This window comes from Sphingobium sp. JS3065 (assembly GCF_026427355.1).
Lineage (GTDB): Bacteria > Pseudomonadota > Alphaproteobacteria > Sphingomonadales > Sphingomonadaceae > Sphingobium.
In genome coordinates, this window is the sequence record NZ_CP102666.1 from 266,182 (window position 1) to 282,396 (window position 16,215).

Below are 16,215 nucleotides of genomic sequence, written 5' to 3' on the forward strand. Positions count from 1 at the left end.
CCCGTCGACCACGGCGGTGAGTTCGAGGGCGCCCTCCATGTTCCGATGGATCAGGCTTTATCGCGAGGAAGCGGTAATGCGGAGGAGCGCGGCGTAACCGGCGAATTCCCATGATAGTGTGCGCAGTTGCTGCGCATTATATTGGTTGCGAACCTCGGCGGTCCCTGGACCAGCTGAGGAGGCAATCATGTTGAAGTTGCATGACGAGTTGATCACCGAACTCTCGAATTCGCTCACCACACAGAATTACAATCCCGTGGTCGTGGCGAACCACCGTCTCTACGCCCGCGCGTTTCTCGATTATCTGGCCGAGTGCGATATACAGGTCGAGACTGTGACGCCGCAGCAGGTCGATCAGTATTTTGGCTATGCGGTTCAGGATTTTGAGATCCAGTACGGTCGGCCTCCCAGTGCGCGTTGGCACATGTTGCCCCGCACCGCGATCGCCAAGCTCCTCCGGCTTGCTCAAGGCAATTGGCCCCCGGACGCAGAAATGATCGGTCCCGATGACGAGCATCGACATGAAATTTGCCGCGAATACGAGGCATGGCTGCGCGAGGAGCGCGGTTTGGCAAGCGCGTCCATTGCGGCGCTGATGTGGGAGGCGCGAAACTTCCTGCGATGGCAGTTCGACCGGGCCGGTGCCGCCAGCCTCGAAACGTTGAGCATCGTGGACATCGATCTCTACATGGACATGCGCGCGCCTGGTTTACGGCGCAAATCATTGGCCGATGTCGCTGAGCGTCTCCGTTCGGTGGTTCGCCATCTGCATCGGACGGGTCGCATCCCGACCGATCTGACGCCACACATCATCGGCCCCATGCTCTATGCCTACGAAGATGTGCCGTCGACGCTGGAAAGGAGCCAAATCGCCGCGGTTCTGGCGACAACGCAGGAGGACAGATCGCCACGCGGACTACGCGATTATGCGATACTTCAGCTGCTTGCCACGTATGGGCTGCGCGAAGGTGAGATATGCCGCCTTCGGCTCGATGACGTGGACTGGCGCGCAGAATCCCTCCGGATCTGCCACACCAAGACCAACGCGTACTCGTACATGCCGCTAATGGTGACTGTTGGTGAAGCGCTGCTGGATTATCTGCGCCTTGGGCGGCCCCAGGTTGAAGTGCGGGAAATCTTCGTCCGATCCTGCGCACCCTATATCGCAATGACGAACCTGTACGGCATGATCCGCGGTCGGTTGGCCGCCGCAGGCGTAGTGCCAGCAGGAAAGCGGGGGCCGCATGTCTTCCGCCACGCACGTGCGGTCGAAATGCTGCGGGCATCGGTCCCGCAAAAGATCATCGGCGACGTGCTCGGGCATCGATCCACCGAATCCACCAATACTTATCTCAAACTGGCAACAGATGATCTCCGAGCCGTGGCACTCGAGGTGCCTGGAATGGAGGTGCTGTCATGAGCGCCTGGCACGATCCCGATCGCACCGTCGTCGACGCCTTCCTGGTAAAATCGCAGTTCCGGCCGGGAAGCGTACCGACATATCGCTGGTTCCTTTGCACCTTCGAAGATGTTGCCCGCCGGCATCCGGCGGTGGACCGGCAGATGCTCGACGCCTGGCTGAAGGAGATGCAAAAACGTTGGCGATTGTCGACGCTGCTCAATCAGGTCTGCATTGTCGACCGCTTCCTCGACCACCTCGTCGAAATCGGGCTGATCGCCGACAACCCTGTTGCTGCACTTCGCCGTCGGTACAACGTCAAGCAAAGCAAGCCGATCTGGCGGGCCTTGGCTTCCCCGAATCCCGACGAATCCTTGGCCGCGTTACGACGGCCTGCGCCCTTCGGCAGCGTGCTGGGTGACTTCATGCAAGACCATGTCATGCTGATGCGCAGCCGGGGATATCAATATGAAGCGCAGGCTCACTGGCTGCTGCGGTTCGATCGGTTCCTTCAGGCCCGTCCCGACCTCGCGGAGCAACCACTTGAGGCAATGATTGCGAGCTGGGCGGCTGCCAAGCCGACCCGCAACCACGCGGCTGAATGCCAGAAGCTGGCGCGCATCCTGACCAAGGCGCGGTTCCGCCTCGATCCGACTATCCCGCCAAAGCGCTTCAATCCCCGGCCAGAGCGGGAAGTAGCGCGGGAGCATCGGCAACCGCATATCTTCAGCCCGGCTGACGTTCGGCGTATGCTCGATACCGCACGGACTTATCCGTCGCCGGACGCTCCGCTGCGGCCGTTGACCCTCTACACCATGATCATGCTGGCCTATTGTGCCGGGCTACGGCGAAGCGAGCTGGCATGGCTCGATCTTGGTGACGTGGACCTGCAATCAAGCACGATCACGATCCGGGAAACGAAGTTCTACAAGACCAGGATCTTGCCTCTATCCGACAGTGTCGCGGTCGAACTGCGCGCGTACATCGATGCGAGGCGGCGCGCTGGCGGCCCACAGAACCCGAAATCAGGGCTGTTCTGGCATGCCCACTTAAATGACCGCTACAGGCCCGAGGCGGTTACGACAATGATTACCAACGTCATGCGCCGTGCTGGGCTCAAGCCCGCTTCGGGCCGGACCGGGCCGCGGGTCCATGACCTTCGTCACTCGATGGTGGTGAACCGCATCCTCCAGTGGTACCGGTCCGGCATTAACCCTCAGGAAAAACTGCACTTCCTCTCGACCTACATGGGGCACCGGGATCTCCACTCCACGCTGGTCTACATCACCGTCACGCAGGATCTGTTGCAGGAAGCCAGTGAACGGTTCCGCGCGCTCGGCGCCCCGTGCCTTGTCACGGAGGCGCGGCCATGAGGAAAGGCAATCCATTGCCCGCGTTGTTGCGGGCGTTCTTCCAGGAGTGGCTGGCCGAGCAGCGCAGCGCGTCAATCCACACGATCCGCTCTTATCGCGACACCTGGCGGCTGCTGCTTCGGTTCGTCGCGGAGCGAAAAGGCTGCGGGGTCGCGCGGCTGACGCTCACCGACGTCTCGGCCGGCGAGGTGCGCGCGTTCCTTCATCATACCGAGCATGGCCGCAAGACCACGATCGGCACGCGGAACTGCCGACTGGCCGCCATCCGCAGCTTCTTCAGCTTCGTGGCGGACAAGAATCCGGAATACATCGCGCAGTGCTCAGAGGTCCTGGCTGTTCCGTTGAAGCGGGAGCCCACCTCCGCGCCGTGCTACCTCGAGCCCGAGGAGGTCGAGGCCATCCTCGCCCAGCCCAACCGATCGACACTCGAAGGGCTGCGCGACCATGTACTGCTCTCGTTCCTCTATAACAGTGGCGCGCGAATCCAAGAGGCGCTTGACCTCTGTCCCGAAGCAATCCGGTTCGATGCACCGAACTTCGTGCGTCTTTACGGCAAGGGGCGCAAGGAACGCATCTGCCCGCTCTGGCCAGAAACCGTGGCATTGCTCAGGAAGCTACTGGAGCGACAGCCGCGTGCGCCCGATGAGCGGATCTTCGTCAATCGATACGGTGAACCGCTAGCCTCTCTTATTCACGACGCTCGGTTTCGGGCCCGCTCTGGGCATTTGCTGCGGCTGGCTGTATTGCGCGGACGACCGGCATCGCTGGCGTTTGTTTCACCGCATTCGGATTGATGGGCTTTTCGGGTTGAAGGGCTGGGCTCGGAGTTCTGCGGCGCTGCCGCATGGGCTACGTCGGCGCAGGCTTCAGCCGGAGAACGAGGGCGCGGAACAGGTCGGCATCCGGACAGGCGGAAGCGAAGGCAATGCGGATGCGGCTAGCACTTTCTACGACGCGCGCAGCGACCTTGAGCAGCCGCAGGCGCAAGGTGGTAAACTCCGCGCTTGCCAGAGCAGCGGTCCTGGGCATCGCCTGCTGGATGCGCCATAGCAGCCAGTATGCGGCAGTGTGCAGTATCAGGCGCATCTGATTGGCATTGGCCGAGCGGCACGAGGTTCGGTCGCTGGCGAGCTGGGACTTGTGGCGCTTGATCAGGTTCTCGGCCTGACCACGCGCGCAGTAGAGCGTGTCGTAGATGTGCTCGGCCGATCCTGTTGCCAACGAGGTGACGACATAGCGGATGTCCATGCCCAGCGTGCTGGCCTCGATCCGTGCAACGACGCGACGCTGGCACTTCCAGGTCTTTGCCCCATAGCGGGTCTCGGCATAGTTGCGCAGGACGGGACACTGACGCTGGGCGCGCTTGACCGCGCAGGCATCGGCGACCGCAACAATGGCGGGATCGGCGCGCAGCGCTGAATTGGTGGGCAGGCCGAACACGTAATCGACGCGGGCCGCATCGCAGTAGGCCATGACCTCGGGTCGACCATAGTGCCCGTCGCCGCGGATAGTGATGTGGGTATCGGGCCAATTACGGCGCAGGTGACGCACCAGGCGTCGGATGTGCCCCGCCGCCTCCTTTCCAGAAGGCGTCTTGCCTGTGCGCAGCAGCATGGCCACCGGCCTGCCGGTCGCGGTGTCGTAGATATGGATCGGTAGGAAGCAGCGCTCCCCATGATGCCCGTTCCAGAACGAGAGCTGTTGATAGCCATGCACGACGTCGCACGTGTCGTCGATATCCAGCGTGACCGCTGTCGGAGGGGCGGGATAGCTGGCGCAGTAGATGTCGATCATCGCGGCCATCATGCTGGCCAGTTCGCGCGTAGTCGGTGCATTTTCCCACCGGCTCATCGTCGGTTGGCTGGCCAGCCCCGCGCCCGATTCCGGCAGCTTGCCGAGCGCCAGGCGGAAGCCTGGATCGTCGCGCAGAGCATCGAGATCATCGGCATCCTCATAGCCGCACGCAATCGCGAACACACGGGCACGCAGAATGTCATCCAGGCGATGGATCACCCGCGCTGGATCGCGCGGATCGGCAATACAAGCCGCCAGGCGCTGGCAAATCCCCATCGCGCGCTCGGCCTGTGCAAGCAGTAGAACACCGCCATCCGAGGTAAGCCGGCCACCGTCGAACGCAGCTGTGATTTTCTTGCGGCCGACTGCTGGGAATCCAAATGAGCTTGCGATATCATCGTTCATGGCGGGTGTGGCCCGTGGCATTTTCTGCCCTGCGGCAGGTTCGGCTTAGACACCCAGTTCCTAATTCAGATCAGAGGCTTACGCCACTCCCGCCAACCCTTCAGGACACTTTTGGTGAATAAGGCGGGCTAGGGGCGTCAGGGGTGCGGTTCAAGCTCAACGCCTACGTGGAACAAGCCGCGAAATCGACGCTGACCCTCCAGTCAAAACACGTTACGCCTCACAGCTTCCGGCACGCGACCGCCGTCCACCTCGTTGCCGCCGGGGTCGATATCACCGTCATCCGCAGTTGGCTCGGGCACGTCAGTCTCGATACGACCAATCACTATGCTCAGGCCAATCTGGAGACCAAACGAAAGGCGCTGGAACAGGTTGGCGCCCCGGCGGCGAGCAACGTGCCACCTTCGTGGAAGCGAGATGCCAATCTGATGGGATGGCTCGACACCCTATAGAATAATGTGAAGGACGTGGCGAAATGTTCCGCAGCTTTGCAGGACTACGCCGCGTTCCTCCGCATTACCGCTTCCTCGCGATAAGCGGTTTTATGGCGAGCTGCGCATAAGATGCCCCAGGCATCCGCATAGGCATCGTAGATGGCGATCTGATCTCTCGTCAGTTCGTGGCGCAGTATGTCATAGGCGACCCCGGCAAAGCTGAGCGCGCGCGCCGTGTAGAGGCCAAGAGCCTTCAGATCGCGGGCGACCAGTTCCATTGCGGCGATGCCGCCTTTGCGGATGCCCGAGATGAATTGTTCGCGATTGCTGAATGCCGTTTCCGGTCCCCAAAGCCCCAGCCGCACGGCATAAGCAAGATTATTGACGTCCGATGCGCCAGTAGCCGAAGCGTACAGCACCCGGGCGCCTGGCAACTGGTTCTGGAGCAGCACGCCGCAGACGCCCTGCTGGGAGCCTTCCTTCTTGCCCATGGCGCCCTCGCCGCCGGCAACGCCGCCCATTTCATGGGCCTCGTCGAAGCCGATCACGCCTTCGAAATCCCCACCGGCCCACTCGACGAGTTGCTGAAGGCGGCTATGATCGCCGCGGGCAGAGCGTAACGTCGGATAAGTGACGAACAACACGCCCTGTTCGAGCGGGATCGCCTGATCGATCTTCCAGTTCGCCAGAGGCTGGACGTCAGCGGGGAGCCCGCCGAGCGCGGTCCAATCGCGGCGCGCGTCTTCCAGCAGCGCCTCATTCTTGGAAATCCAGATGTTCCGGCGGCGGCCTCGCAGCCAGTTGTCGAGTATGCAGGCCGCAATCTGCCGCCCCTTCCCCGCTCCGGTGCCGTCGCCCAGAAAATAGCCCTTGCGATAGGCATGGCCGTCCTCGGCCTCGTCAAGACCGACGCCTTCCTTGGCCGGCCTGAAACGGCCTGGCAGGAACTGCTCCCAGGCGTGGCCAGCATAGACCACCGTTTCGAGCTGCGCGGCCGATAGCATCCGCTCGGCAACCGTTCTCTCGGGCAGATGAGGTATGTAGGCGGGAATGGGCGCCGCGATCGAGCCCATGGCGACAGATTCCACCAGTGCGGTCGGGTGCTCGCCAGCGGCATCGAGGACGATGCGGCTGGGACGATAGGGGAGATAGACGCCCACCTGATCGAGCAGTGCGGCCGGCGTGTCGAGCGGCGTGTAGTCGACCGGGAGCACGTTGTTACGAACAGGCCTGTGATCGGGCCGAGGCTGTGCGCGGCTGCTCTTGACGGCCCGGAACAGCGAAGGACTGGTCGAGCGCTTTGGAGCGGGCGCCGGAACCTCGTCAACCACGCCTCGCTCGTGGATCGTGAGGACCTCGATCAGGTCCCGGACGGATGCGCGCTGGATCGTCGCGGGAATGGCTCTTCCTGGAACCTTGTCGATAACGAACAGCCGAACCGCAATGGCAGTACCGTGCTTGAGATAGCATTTCTCAAGACGCACCGAAGTGCGGACACTGACATCGCGCAGGGTCGTCTCGAAAAGATCCCGCATCCTGGCATTGGGGCCGAACCAGTCGGGCATGATGGCAACCAGCCGCCCGCCCGGCTGCAACCTCCCAAGCGCCGCCTGCAGGTGACGGACAGCCGCGTGGGCGTCAGCGCCGCGTCCCACTGACCGGGAAAAGGGCGGGTTCATGAGGATTAGGCTGGGACGCGGTGCATGCGAGAGGGTGGAATTGATCGTTGCGCCGTCATGACCGGTCACGAGGGCGTCCGGGAAGACATGGGCAAGCCGGGCGCGACGGGCAGGCGCATATTCGTTGAGGTGCAACGCGGTGAAATCACGGCAATGCGCAACGAGCAGGCCATTGCCCGCGCTCGGCTCCAGAATGACATCCTCCTTCTGGACATTGGCCAGCAGGGTAAGAATCGCGGCGAGATCCACGGGGGTCGAAAATTGCTGCCATTCGATCTGCTCCTCGCTGCGGACAGTCTGGGTCGGCAGTCGGTCAAGCAAATCGCAGGCCTTGTGCACGTCAGCGAGCGAACATAGCGGATAGGGGCCAAACTGGAGATGGTGAGCAAGCGCATGTTCGAGCATTTCAAAACTGTCGCGCTGGGTCCAGAGGCCCTCGGCATCCGTGCCGCCAAAGCCTTCCACCATGGCCTCGTTCAGATGAGCCCGGGTGATCGGGCGGGCGGCGCGCAAGCGGTCAATGAGAAGCGTGGCGACGCGACGTTCGGCCGCGCTCACCGTTTCAAAGAGATCGGACATGGTGGGTCTCCAGGCTGGCTGCCCCATTGGCAGCATCACCTCCTCCATCCCCCCTCCCCTTCCAGTCCGGCGCCAGGCCGCTCCAAGGCATGAGCCGCCTGGCGGGATACTCACCCGAGGCGTCCAGTCCTGCTGCGCGATCCCTCGCAAAAGCCGATGCCTGCCCCGCGTCGGACGGGGGCGCTGACGCTCAGGTCGAGCGCATGACGTCGGAGGTCCAACCGCCCCCGAGCCCAATCGGCGTCGCGTATTGACGAGTCCGGATCGCGCGAAATCGTGGCGGCTCAGGCCAGCTGTGCGTTGCTGTCCGACGACATGCAGGACGGCTTCGTAAAGCGCGGATTGAAGGCCTTGCGCACCAGGGCTGCAGCTCTTGCGCATCGGGCAATATGTGGCGCCCCCCGCCGGTCGGAGATAGGCGCCTTATGGTACCCAAAGCTCGGCTTTAACCCTGCTCCCTAGCGCAGCCGGACTGGCACATAGCCTGGCGGCTGGCCCCGGCGCTGAACGCGCAGCAGAAGAGCGCCACGCGAAGCCCGCCTCGCCTCCTGGATCCGGCTTTCAAGGTCTCCAGCCGACAGGACAGGGTGATTGTTCACCGAGAGCACGATGTCGCCGCGCCGCAGCCCCTTGGTTGCCGCGTCGGAAGTCGAGTCGACGCTGGCAATCACAAGACCCAGGGTCTTTTCGCCCGTTCCCAATTGCCGCGCGATCCGCGGAGTCAGCGGCAGGACCGATATGCCCAGCGCCTCGCGCACCGCAGAGTCGGCCTGATCCTGCGATGGATTGCCAGGTCTATCCCTGCGCCCAGGCTCGAAGCTTTGGCCGCCAAGCTCCGTTTCCGTTGGCCGCAGGTCCAGCGTGACATGGACCGTCATGCGCTTGCCATCGCGGATCAGCGCCATGGCTACGCGTTTTCCAGGATCCTCGTTTGCAATGAGGTAGGACAAGGACTGCTCCGCCCTGACCTCCTTGCCCTCGACAGCAACAATGACGTCGCCTGGCCGGACGCCTGCTTCGTCAGCGGCGCTGCCCGGCTCCACCGCCTGTACGAAGGCGCCTCTGCGACGTGAAATGCCCAGCGCATCGGCGAGGTCGTCCGCCACGGGCTGTATGCGCACGCCCAGATAGCCGCGGTCGATCGATTGACCGCTCTTGAGCTTTTCGACGATGGGCGCAGCGATTTCAGCCGGAATGGCGAAGCCGATACCCACGCTCCCGCCATTAGGGGAGTAGATGGCGTTGTTGATGCCGATGACCTGGCCGTGCATGTCGAACATCGGCCCACCCGAATTGCCGCGGTTGATCGCGGCATCGGTCTGGATATAGCGATCATAGGCGGTCCCCATGCCCGTATGGCGGTAGACTGCCGATATGATTCCCGATGTCACCGTACCGCCAAGGCCGAACGGGTTGCCAATGGCGATGATCCTGTCGCCCACGCGCGCAGCGCGGGAATCGCCGAACTTGACGAACGGCAGCGGCGCGCGCGCGTTGATCTTGAGAACGGCAAGATCCGAAGCGGCATCTTGGCCGACAAGCTTTGCGGGATATTCCGCCCCATCCGGCATTGTGACGGTGATGGATTTAATCTCGGCGTCTCCGCCGCCAGGCGAAATCACATGGTTGTTGGTCACCACATAGCCATCGGCCGATATGATGAAGCCCGAGCCGAGCGACTGTGCCTCGCGCGTTCTTGGGCCAAGGCCGCGGCCACCGAACAGGTCTTCGAAAGGTGTTCCGGCAAAGGGGTTGATGACCGGCGTCCGGACGCGCTGGCGGGTCGAGATGTTGACCACCGCGGGCGCGAGCCGTTCGGTCAGATCTGCAAAACCGGTGGCCGCCTGCGCGCTGCGGCCCTCAGGCGCCTGCGGGGCCGTTTCCTTCCGCGCGACCTCAGCCTGTGACGCAGATCCCCCAGCGAGGAATATGGTGCTTGTTCCCAATAATGTAGCGGCTGCCAGAGTATAGATATGTCGCACGCGTTCCACCTTCCTTTCTTCAAATGGCCCATCTCCAACCCGTGCGCTGGGGTGATGGCCATAGACCAGGAGGCAGTTGACGCATTATGCTTGCCTCGCGGGTCAGTAACGGCGCGACGAGCCCATGGAGGCTCTCGGTCAGACGCCAGTTAATGAGGACGGGCGACCGCTGCTCCGCAGGCAATTCCATTGCCTCCGAAGCAGAGCCGACGCTGACGCCGGATCGACTTCGACACCGGACTTGAGAGTTCGGCCTGTCGCGCGACTGTGCGAGGCGCCGTGAGGACAAGAAAGACCATGAAACAACCGGGTCGGGCGCCCTCCATCCTCGCATGATCGCTCGATATTATTGCGACAGGCTGAACGCAGCATGACTGTTACGTCGCCAGATCGACTCTGGCGCCATGCGATTTCGCCCCCAAAGCATCCGATCCTGCTGCGCGATGCTCTGGGAGAAACCGACCCATGCCCCGCATCGAGCGAGGGGGATCGCGGGACTCAGGTCGAGCGCATGGCTTCGAGCACTCCGGCCCAGTCCTTGCGACCGGTAGGCATCATGCGGGTGATGACAAGCCCGGGTCGTGCATAGCGCACAGCAGCACGCTCTGCGGCACGTCGCCCGGCCTCGTCGTCATCCATCGCCAGGATGAGGGTCGAAGGTGCTTCCGGGAGCAGAAGCTGGTCCGCTCGCCGTGCGCCAAGGCTCGCCCAGCACGGAATTTTCTGAAGAATCGTAAAGGCCAGGGCCGTCTCGAACCCTTCGGCAAGCGCCAGCACAGACGATACCGGACGATCCCCTGTCCAGGCGCCGCGCCCGGGGCGGCCGAGCATGACTTTCAGGCGGTAGTGACCGGTGCTGGGATCGAGCAGGATGCGCTGAACTGCGGTCAGCCGTCGTCCCTCGCGGACTGCCAGCAACAATGCCGGGTGATGGCTCGTCCAGGGTCTGGGCCGATAGGGGCAATGAGGGTGAAAACGCGCATCTCCCACAGGCACATCCAACCCCCTTCTGGCCAGATAGCGCTCGGCCAGAGTCCCGGCGATCGGGCCAGCCTCTGACCACAGGCGATCGGCAGCGCCCGGTACGGCGGCTGGCGCATCCCGATAGAAGAATCTCTGGCCGGTTGGTATCCGGCGCAGCTCGCGCAGCACATCCTCCCGGGAACAGCCGGCAAAGCAGGTGACCAGGATACCATGGTCGCCCTGGCGGATGGACAGGCTGGGACGGCGATCGTCGTGGGCAGGGCATCGGCACATGGCACAGCGGCCGTGCCATACGCCTCCCAATGCACCCACAAGATCAATAGTCTCCTGGGAGGGTCTTTTCATTGTCAGCGCCATGCCCTGTCTCCTTCGCCCCCTTTCCCCACTCTCTCCTTTGCTCACATGATGCCCCCGAGCATTTCAGCCATTGATCCGAAATCCGTGGCATGCCGCATCGTGCCGCAGGAACCGAAAGCGAATGACGGCAATCTGTAACAATCGTTGAGCAAAGAAAATGGATTCCTATTGTAACTCCATCGTGATCTATACGAATGTTTGGATATCCATGATTATCATTTGCATTAGCTTGCTTCGAAGGTTAATCCGCCCCTGATGCCGCCGACTGCAGAGTAATATGATAGAACATTCCAATGGTCCTGGTTCCGAACAATATTAGTTGAGGCAGATCGAACAATAATAATCGAATTCTCAGCGGAGAACAGATTTGGCTATATCCGGAAAATATAAAAAGGAAGAAAAACCAATTGTTAAATCCGTCTCGTACGAAGATTTACATGCCCTGGAGGAGCAATTTAAGGCACTGGAAGCATCCATAGCAAGAATCCGCGGGATCCTGTCTGGTCCCGGTTCAAGCGATTCGACAAATTCGTCGCCGCCTCGCAACGGCAAGACCAGGCGCGCGGATGAGGCAGATGACGTAACGCTTACCGAGGATCAAGCCGATGTCCAGGGCGCGCTCGCCGCTTTGGGCAGGACGGCCAAAGCGAAAGATCGTGAGGATATGATCCGGCAGAAGCTTGTCGATTGCTTCGCGCTGGACGGCTGGGTCGCGGCGGGCGTTCTGCTTTGCCTGCTACGGCAGTCAGGGGAATATGTCACGCATAAGCAATTGGCGGATGCTGCCGGGACCATCTCCCCGAGCGCTGCTGTGATCAGGGTCTATGTCTGCAAATTGAGACAACAGCTGGCAGCAGGCGGCATCGAGGACGGGGCCATAGAAACGGGACGCCGCAGCTATCGGCTGGTGCGCAGCGCCGCTTTCCGGATCATCAATACGCTCAACGGGCGGGAAAAGAATCCATCACTTCCTGAGCCCTGAAGCTTCAGTCGGCAGGCTTCGCCTGCAGCCGTGCCAGCATCTGCCTGCCTGGCTTGAAATGAAGCGCCTTTTTGGCGGCGACGGGTACATCCTGGCCGGTTCGGGGGTTGCGGCCCATGCGAGCCTCGCGGGAGCGCGTGCTGAAAACGCCAAATCCTCGCAGCTCAACCCTGCCACCCTTGGAAAGATGGTCCGAAATGTCCTGGAAAAACAGCGAGACGATCCGTTCCACATCCTCTGCAGGAAGATCGGAATATTGTTGCTGCATTTCATGGACCAGCTCAGATCTAATCATTGGGATTTCTCGTCTGCCTCCGCACACCAAACAAGTCCGATTGCCTTTCCGACCGAACCAACAGCGGGCAACGATCACGCGTAGCAGCAAAACCGGGATAGTGCGCCTCTACATTCAGTCAGTAAGAAATAGAAGATTGAAATATCCGCAGGCATTCAGATCGCGGCTGTCGCTCCGATCTGGTCTCCCTTGCAGCAATCAGACATTCGCGTAAGCGCACCCCAGGGCTGTATCAGCAATTGCGTTGAATATTCTCCCGACCGTGCATGTATCTACCACCTTGCTCCGCAGGGAGAAGGAAGTCACACGCTTTCTCATCCTTTTGCAGCTATTCGTTTCAGAGTTGGCGTACCGTTGCTGTCGTGATGCTCGCCCTTCGTCAGTGGCGAGCCAACAGATAGCGCACGCTGCCAGGACGGACTCTTCGCTGCGATCAGCGGCACGGAAGCAAGGCGCATTCGCCATCCCGCCTCGTGCACCGTGAAATTTGAGGAAAATTGCCCCGTTGGAGCAGGGTCACAACGGGGCCGAGGTTCAGGGCCGCCCGGTAGGAGGGGGGGGAGGTAACCAGGCGGCTCGTGCGTTATTGCCCTGCAAAGATGAACCATCCATGACCGGTGATCGAGGAACCGCGAAAGCCTGCAAAGCAATCGCATCTCGCGATATCCTCGATGATGACTCGCGAAATGGGGGATGGAGGGCAGCATCGCAGATGAAGGCGATCGGGGTGTGAACCGGCCCATCCCTCCGCCCGACCTATTGCGTCCCCGCCATACCGGCATTGCTCGTCTTTCCGGTAGGACGGCGCAGCCGATCACAATAAAGCTTGCGGATGTGGACCCAGCGCCGCCTTTCGAAAGAACTGATGGGCGCCCGCCTTACGCGCGTATTGATATAGTCGCGCGCCGCATCCGAAAGGCCGAACCGGGCGAGCACATCATCCAGACGTAGTTTCGCATCATTCCGCCATCCGACATAGGCCATTGAAAACCACCCAAAACGGGTCAGATATCTATGTGCCATCATTCGCCCTCGCATTGTCGCTCTCCCCTCCGGGAAAGCGCAGACCTGGTGATTCCCCCCGCCATCCTCATCTCACCATCCTCGCCATGGCGCCTCATCCTGCGGAACTGGATGACGCGCTCTTCCGAGCCGGTCGCGGCCGTCAGATGGTCGTCTTCATAGGCCACCGGCTTTCAGGCCTCTTACGACGGGAGATATTTTCTCTGCGAGGCTTCTGCCCGTCGCGTGCAGCGGCAAGCAACCAAAGCGCACGCAACGCCATCTCCTTGCGCAGCAAGGCTGGTCGGCAGAAGACATGATAGTCTTATAACTGGTTTCTTCCCGAATCACTTTATTGTTTTTGCGTCCTCCTATCAATGCTGGATTTAAACATATAATTGTTTGGACATCATGCTGCCGAATCTATAAAATGATCCTCCTCAGCAGCGTCGACCACGCTGAGCGCCTGAAGCCGGCCTCGGGTCGCACCGCCGCGTCAGGGATCCCGGCGCCATCCGCTACCAGCGTCTCCTAAGTATGGCGCCGGGATTTTGGGGCAGAATCGTCTTGTGGGCTGAAAAGAACGAAATTGTTCCAGCCCAACGGATTGAACTCCGTTAAGACGAAACTCGGTCGCTGACGGCCCCAGCGATGAGGGGCCTGCTGGTCCGAACCGTTTCCCCTATTCCCGACCGGTCATGACCGGGTGGGTGCCGGCACGGATGCGGTCGCGAACAGCGCATCGCCCAGCCTGACGGCTGCGTAGAACAACATCCATGCGCCGGCGGCGGCAAGGATGATGATGAAAAGCCTTTGTGAACGCGAGAATCTGCCATCCTTGCCAACGCCTCGGACGCCAAAAGGGACTACCATGGATACGGCCGCCCCAGCGGCGACATCGGCCTTACGGGTCATCGCGATTTGGGCAAACTCCAAAGGATCCTGAAACTCGCAGCGAATACCTCGGCGATGCGATCGCCTGATGCGGCACGGCCGCAGGCCAAGCCCCGGCAGATCGATCATCCATTGCTCGCCTTCATCGAGATCGGCCGGACTGAGCAGCATCCGGCAACCTGCTATGGTCAAATCCTTGATCACGACATCGATATGTTGGCAATCCGACCTTGCTGACCGGTATAACGCAGCGCGCATGGACGCCCCCCCGTTGGCCCTGTTCATGTCGCGCTCGACGCGCGCCGGCATGGATGCCCTGGCATTCGCCTGATCCTGCAGCAAAGGGAGCGGTCCATTTCCATCGATTATTTCCAGAGAATCGCTATTCATGGATTCTGTAGGATTGGTCCATATAGCGTAAAGCATAGAAAGGGAACTTCGTGCATTGGCACTCCTCCCATTCTTTTCGAGTACCTCGGGCCCAGGGGGTGTTCGCTACTGCGAATTTTACCAGGCTCAGAGGCCGTGCCTGCGACCGGGGTCGGTTCGCTGCGGTCCGTAAGTCGCCGAGGAGGGATCAGCTCGCATTCTCGATTGCCGCGATCCAGGATTGAACGATCGGCGCAAGCGGCTTATCTGAGCGGCGCGGCGACCACGTTCCCGTACCCCGTTGGGTGCCAAGTCCGGGACGGCCCGGCCCTCACAGTGGAGAGCCGTATGGCGTGGGTAGCTTTGATCGTTGCAGGCCTATTGGAGGTCGTCTGGGCTTTCTTCATGAAGCAGTCTGCCGGGTTCACACGCATCGTCCCGTCGGCGATTACCGTGGTCACAATGCTGGCCAGTTTCGCGCTCCTCTCCTTTTCCATGAAGACGCTGCCGCTTGGCACTGCTTACACGATATGGACCGGTATTGGCGCCGTCGGCGCCTTCGTGATCGGGATATGGTTGCTGGGAGAAGGGGCAAGCGCGCTGCGTATCGGTGCTGCGATCCTCATCATCAGCGGCCTCATCCTCATGAAGCTGGCGCCGCAAGGATGACGGGCTGCGGCCTCGCTGGACGAGCGGGGCTTATCACGCCTTCGGGGAACAAGCGATGGCGCGCTATGACCTGCCGCGCCGGCATATGAAGCTCAGGCTTGCGAGGCGAGCACCTGCCGCCTGACAAGAGGATCAGTGGACCATCGGACGGCCGCCCGCTCTCCCACTCATTGCAATGCTGCTACAAACTCAGCCCTACGCGCCCGACCATGCTGGCGCCGGCGTCGCGGCGGCTCGGCCCATCAATGCTGCTGTTGACGTAGCGCAGTCCCGCCGACCAGCGGCCCTTCAGATAGTCGACGCCGACGCCATGGTCCCAATAGGTGCCATCGGGCCTCAGCCGCGCCGCCTTTGCCGGATCACATACGCCGCCCGACGATCGCCCGACCCAGGCCGATATGGTCAAGGGGGTGCCCGGCAAGCCGACAAATGCCGATGCCGAGAAATAGAGATTGTCGCCGCCGATGGAGGTTTGGCGCGGAGCATAACTGCCCATCAGGTCGACGCTGATCGGTCCCATCAAGAAGCCGGCGCCCGCGCCGATTTCGCCATAGCCCTGCCCGGAAGCTCCGACGAACAGGTGATAGCGCGCGTCGGCGGTCAGTCGCCACGCCCCGACCTGCCGCACATAGCTTGGCCCGACATCGACCACAGCGGCCGCGCCGGCGTGACGATCGCTGCCCCACAGCGCAACGGTCGCACCGTCAAGGCTCAGTCCCTCGTAAACGGGGACCGACAAGCGGCCACGCACTATCGGATCGCCATCGCTCCAGCTCAAGCCCTGGCGCCGCTCGTCGCTCGCCACCCCGATGCTTGCCGTCAGGTCATCGGCATATTGGGCGCGGGCCGGTCCGGCACTGAATAAAACAGCCATCGCTCCTGCCAGGACCTGGCACAGCTTGATGGGAGGCAACGTTCTAAAGAGCATCAAGCTCGGCAATAACGGCGTGCGGTCCTGCCGCGCAACAGCTATCAGACCGCCCCTGAACGGCCTCTCACCCTGTTACAGAAAGAGGAC

12 protein-coding genes and 2 pseudogenes are annotated in these 16,215 nt (G+C 61.6%); 6 read left to right on the forward strand and 8 right to left on the reverse strand.

All coding sequences use genetic code 11. From position 1 onward, the window contains the following. Positions 1 to 187: 187 nt before the first annotated feature. The 3 genes and pseudogenes from NUH86_RS23355 to NUH86_RS23365 form a co-directional block, all read left to right on the forward strand. The gene (locus tag NUH86_RS23355) at positions 188 to 1,420 is read left to right on the forward strand and encodes a site-specific integrase (RefSeq protein WP_007015824.1); all 1,233 of its coding nucleotides are present in this window, start codon (positions 188 to 190) and stop codon (positions 1,418 to 1,420) included. Continuing rightward, complete coding sequence (locus NUH86_RS23360) at positions 1,417 to 2,772, forward strand: tyrosine-type recombinase/integrase (RefSeq protein WP_009823940.1); 1,356 nt, start codon at positions 1,417 to 1,419, stop codon at positions 2,770 to 2,772. The genes NUH86_RS23355 and NUH86_RS23360 overlap by 4 nt, the downstream gene beginning before the upstream one ends. Beyond that, a pseudogene (locus NUH86_RS23365) lies at positions 2,769 to 3,458 on the forward strand (tyrosine-type recombinase/integrase); the annotation flags it as partial. The gene NUH86_RS23360 and the pseudogene NUH86_RS23365, both read left to right, overlap by 4 nt. A gap of 163 nt (positions 3,459 to 3,621) precedes the next feature. On the opposite strand, the gene NUH86_RS23370 reads toward NUH86_RS23365, so the two are convergent. After that, positions 3,622 to 4,971 (reverse strand): IS1380-like element ISSp1 family transposase, encoded by a 1,350-nt coding sequence (locus NUH86_RS23370; RefSeq protein ID WP_013039775.1) that lies wholly within the window; start codon positions 4,969 to 4,971, stop codon positions 3,622 to 3,624. Positions 4,972 to 5,099: 128 nt separating this feature from the next. On the opposite strand from NUH86_RS23370, the pseudogene NUH86_RS23375 reads away from it, so the two are divergent. Then, positions 5,100 to 5,423, forward strand: a pseudogene (locus tag NUH86_RS23375) (tyrosine-type recombinase/integrase); the annotation flags it as partial. Positions 5,424 to 5,467: 44 nt separating this feature from the next. Here the strand turns inward: NUH86_RS23375 and NUH86_RS23380 are convergent. The 3 genes from NUH86_RS23380 to NUH86_RS23390 form a co-directional block, all read right to left on the reverse strand. After that, complete coding sequence (locus NUH86_RS23380) at positions 5,468 to 7,663, reverse strand: strawberry notch family protein (RefSeq protein WP_323749044.1); 2,196 nt, start codon at positions 7,661 to 7,663, stop codon at positions 5,468 to 5,470. A gap of 458 nt (positions 7,664 to 8,121) precedes the next feature. Beyond that, entirely contained in the window at positions 8,122 to 9,645 is a 1,524-nt protein-coding gene (locus NUH86_RS23385) for a Do family serine endopeptidase (protein WP_267253183.1), read from the reverse strand. Between the two features lie 498 nt (positions 9,646 to 10,143). Further along, a complete protein-coding gene (locus NUH86_RS23390; protein WP_196227670.1) occupies positions 10,144 to 10,986 on the reverse strand; it encodes a toprim domain-containing protein in 843 nt (280 codons plus the stop codon). A 367-nt stretch (positions 10,987 to 11,353) separates the two neighbouring features. Between NUH86_RS23390 and NUH86_RS23395 the strand changes: the two genes are divergently transcribed. Continuing rightward, on the forward strand, positions 11,354 to 11,968 hold the full coding sequence (locus NUH86_RS23395) for a winged helix-turn-helix domain-containing protein (protein ID WP_267253084.1): 615 nt from the start codon (positions 11,354 to 11,356) through the stop codon (positions 11,966 to 11,968). 4 nt (positions 11,969 to 11,972) lie between these two features. Here the strand turns inward: NUH86_RS23395 and NUH86_RS23400 are convergent, their stop codons facing one another. From NUH86_RS23400 to NUH86_RS23410, 3 genes are all read right to left on the reverse strand, one after another. Continuing rightward, a complete protein-coding gene (locus NUH86_RS23400) occupies positions 11,973 to 12,263 on the reverse strand; it encodes an HU family DNA-binding protein (RefSeq protein ID WP_044663560.1) in 291 nt (96 codons plus the stop codon). A 756-nt stretch (positions 12,264 to 13,019) separates the two neighbouring features. Next, positions 13,020 to 13,289, reverse strand: a complete 270-nt coding sequence (locus NUH86_RS23405) for a hypothetical protein (protein WP_196227672.1) — start codon at positions 13,287 to 13,289, stop codon at positions 13,020 to 13,022. A 672-nt stretch (positions 13,290 to 13,961) separates the two neighbouring features. Continuing rightward, on the reverse strand, positions 13,962 to 14,549 hold the full coding sequence (locus NUH86_RS23410) for a hypothetical protein (RefSeq protein WP_267253085.1): 588 nt from the start codon (positions 14,547 to 14,549) through the stop codon (positions 13,962 to 13,964). A gap of 327 nt (positions 14,550 to 14,876) precedes the next feature. On the opposite strand from NUH86_RS23410, the gene NUH86_RS23415 reads away from it, so the two are divergent. Then, positions 14,877 to 15,197 (forward strand): DMT family transporter, encoded by a 321-nt coding sequence (locus tag NUH86_RS23415; RefSeq protein WP_044663556.1) that lies wholly within the window; start codon positions 14,877 to 14,879, stop codon positions 15,195 to 15,197. A 181-nt stretch (positions 15,198 to 15,378) separates the two neighbouring features. On the opposite strand, the gene NUH86_RS23420 is transcribed toward NUH86_RS23415, so the two are convergent. Continuing rightward, complete coding sequence (locus tag NUH86_RS23420) at positions 15,379 to 16,071, reverse strand: TorF family putative porin (RefSeq protein ID WP_267253086.1); 693 nt, start codon at positions 16,069 to 16,071, stop codon at positions 15,379 to 15,381. Positions 16,072 to 16,215 lie beyond the last annotated feature (144 nt).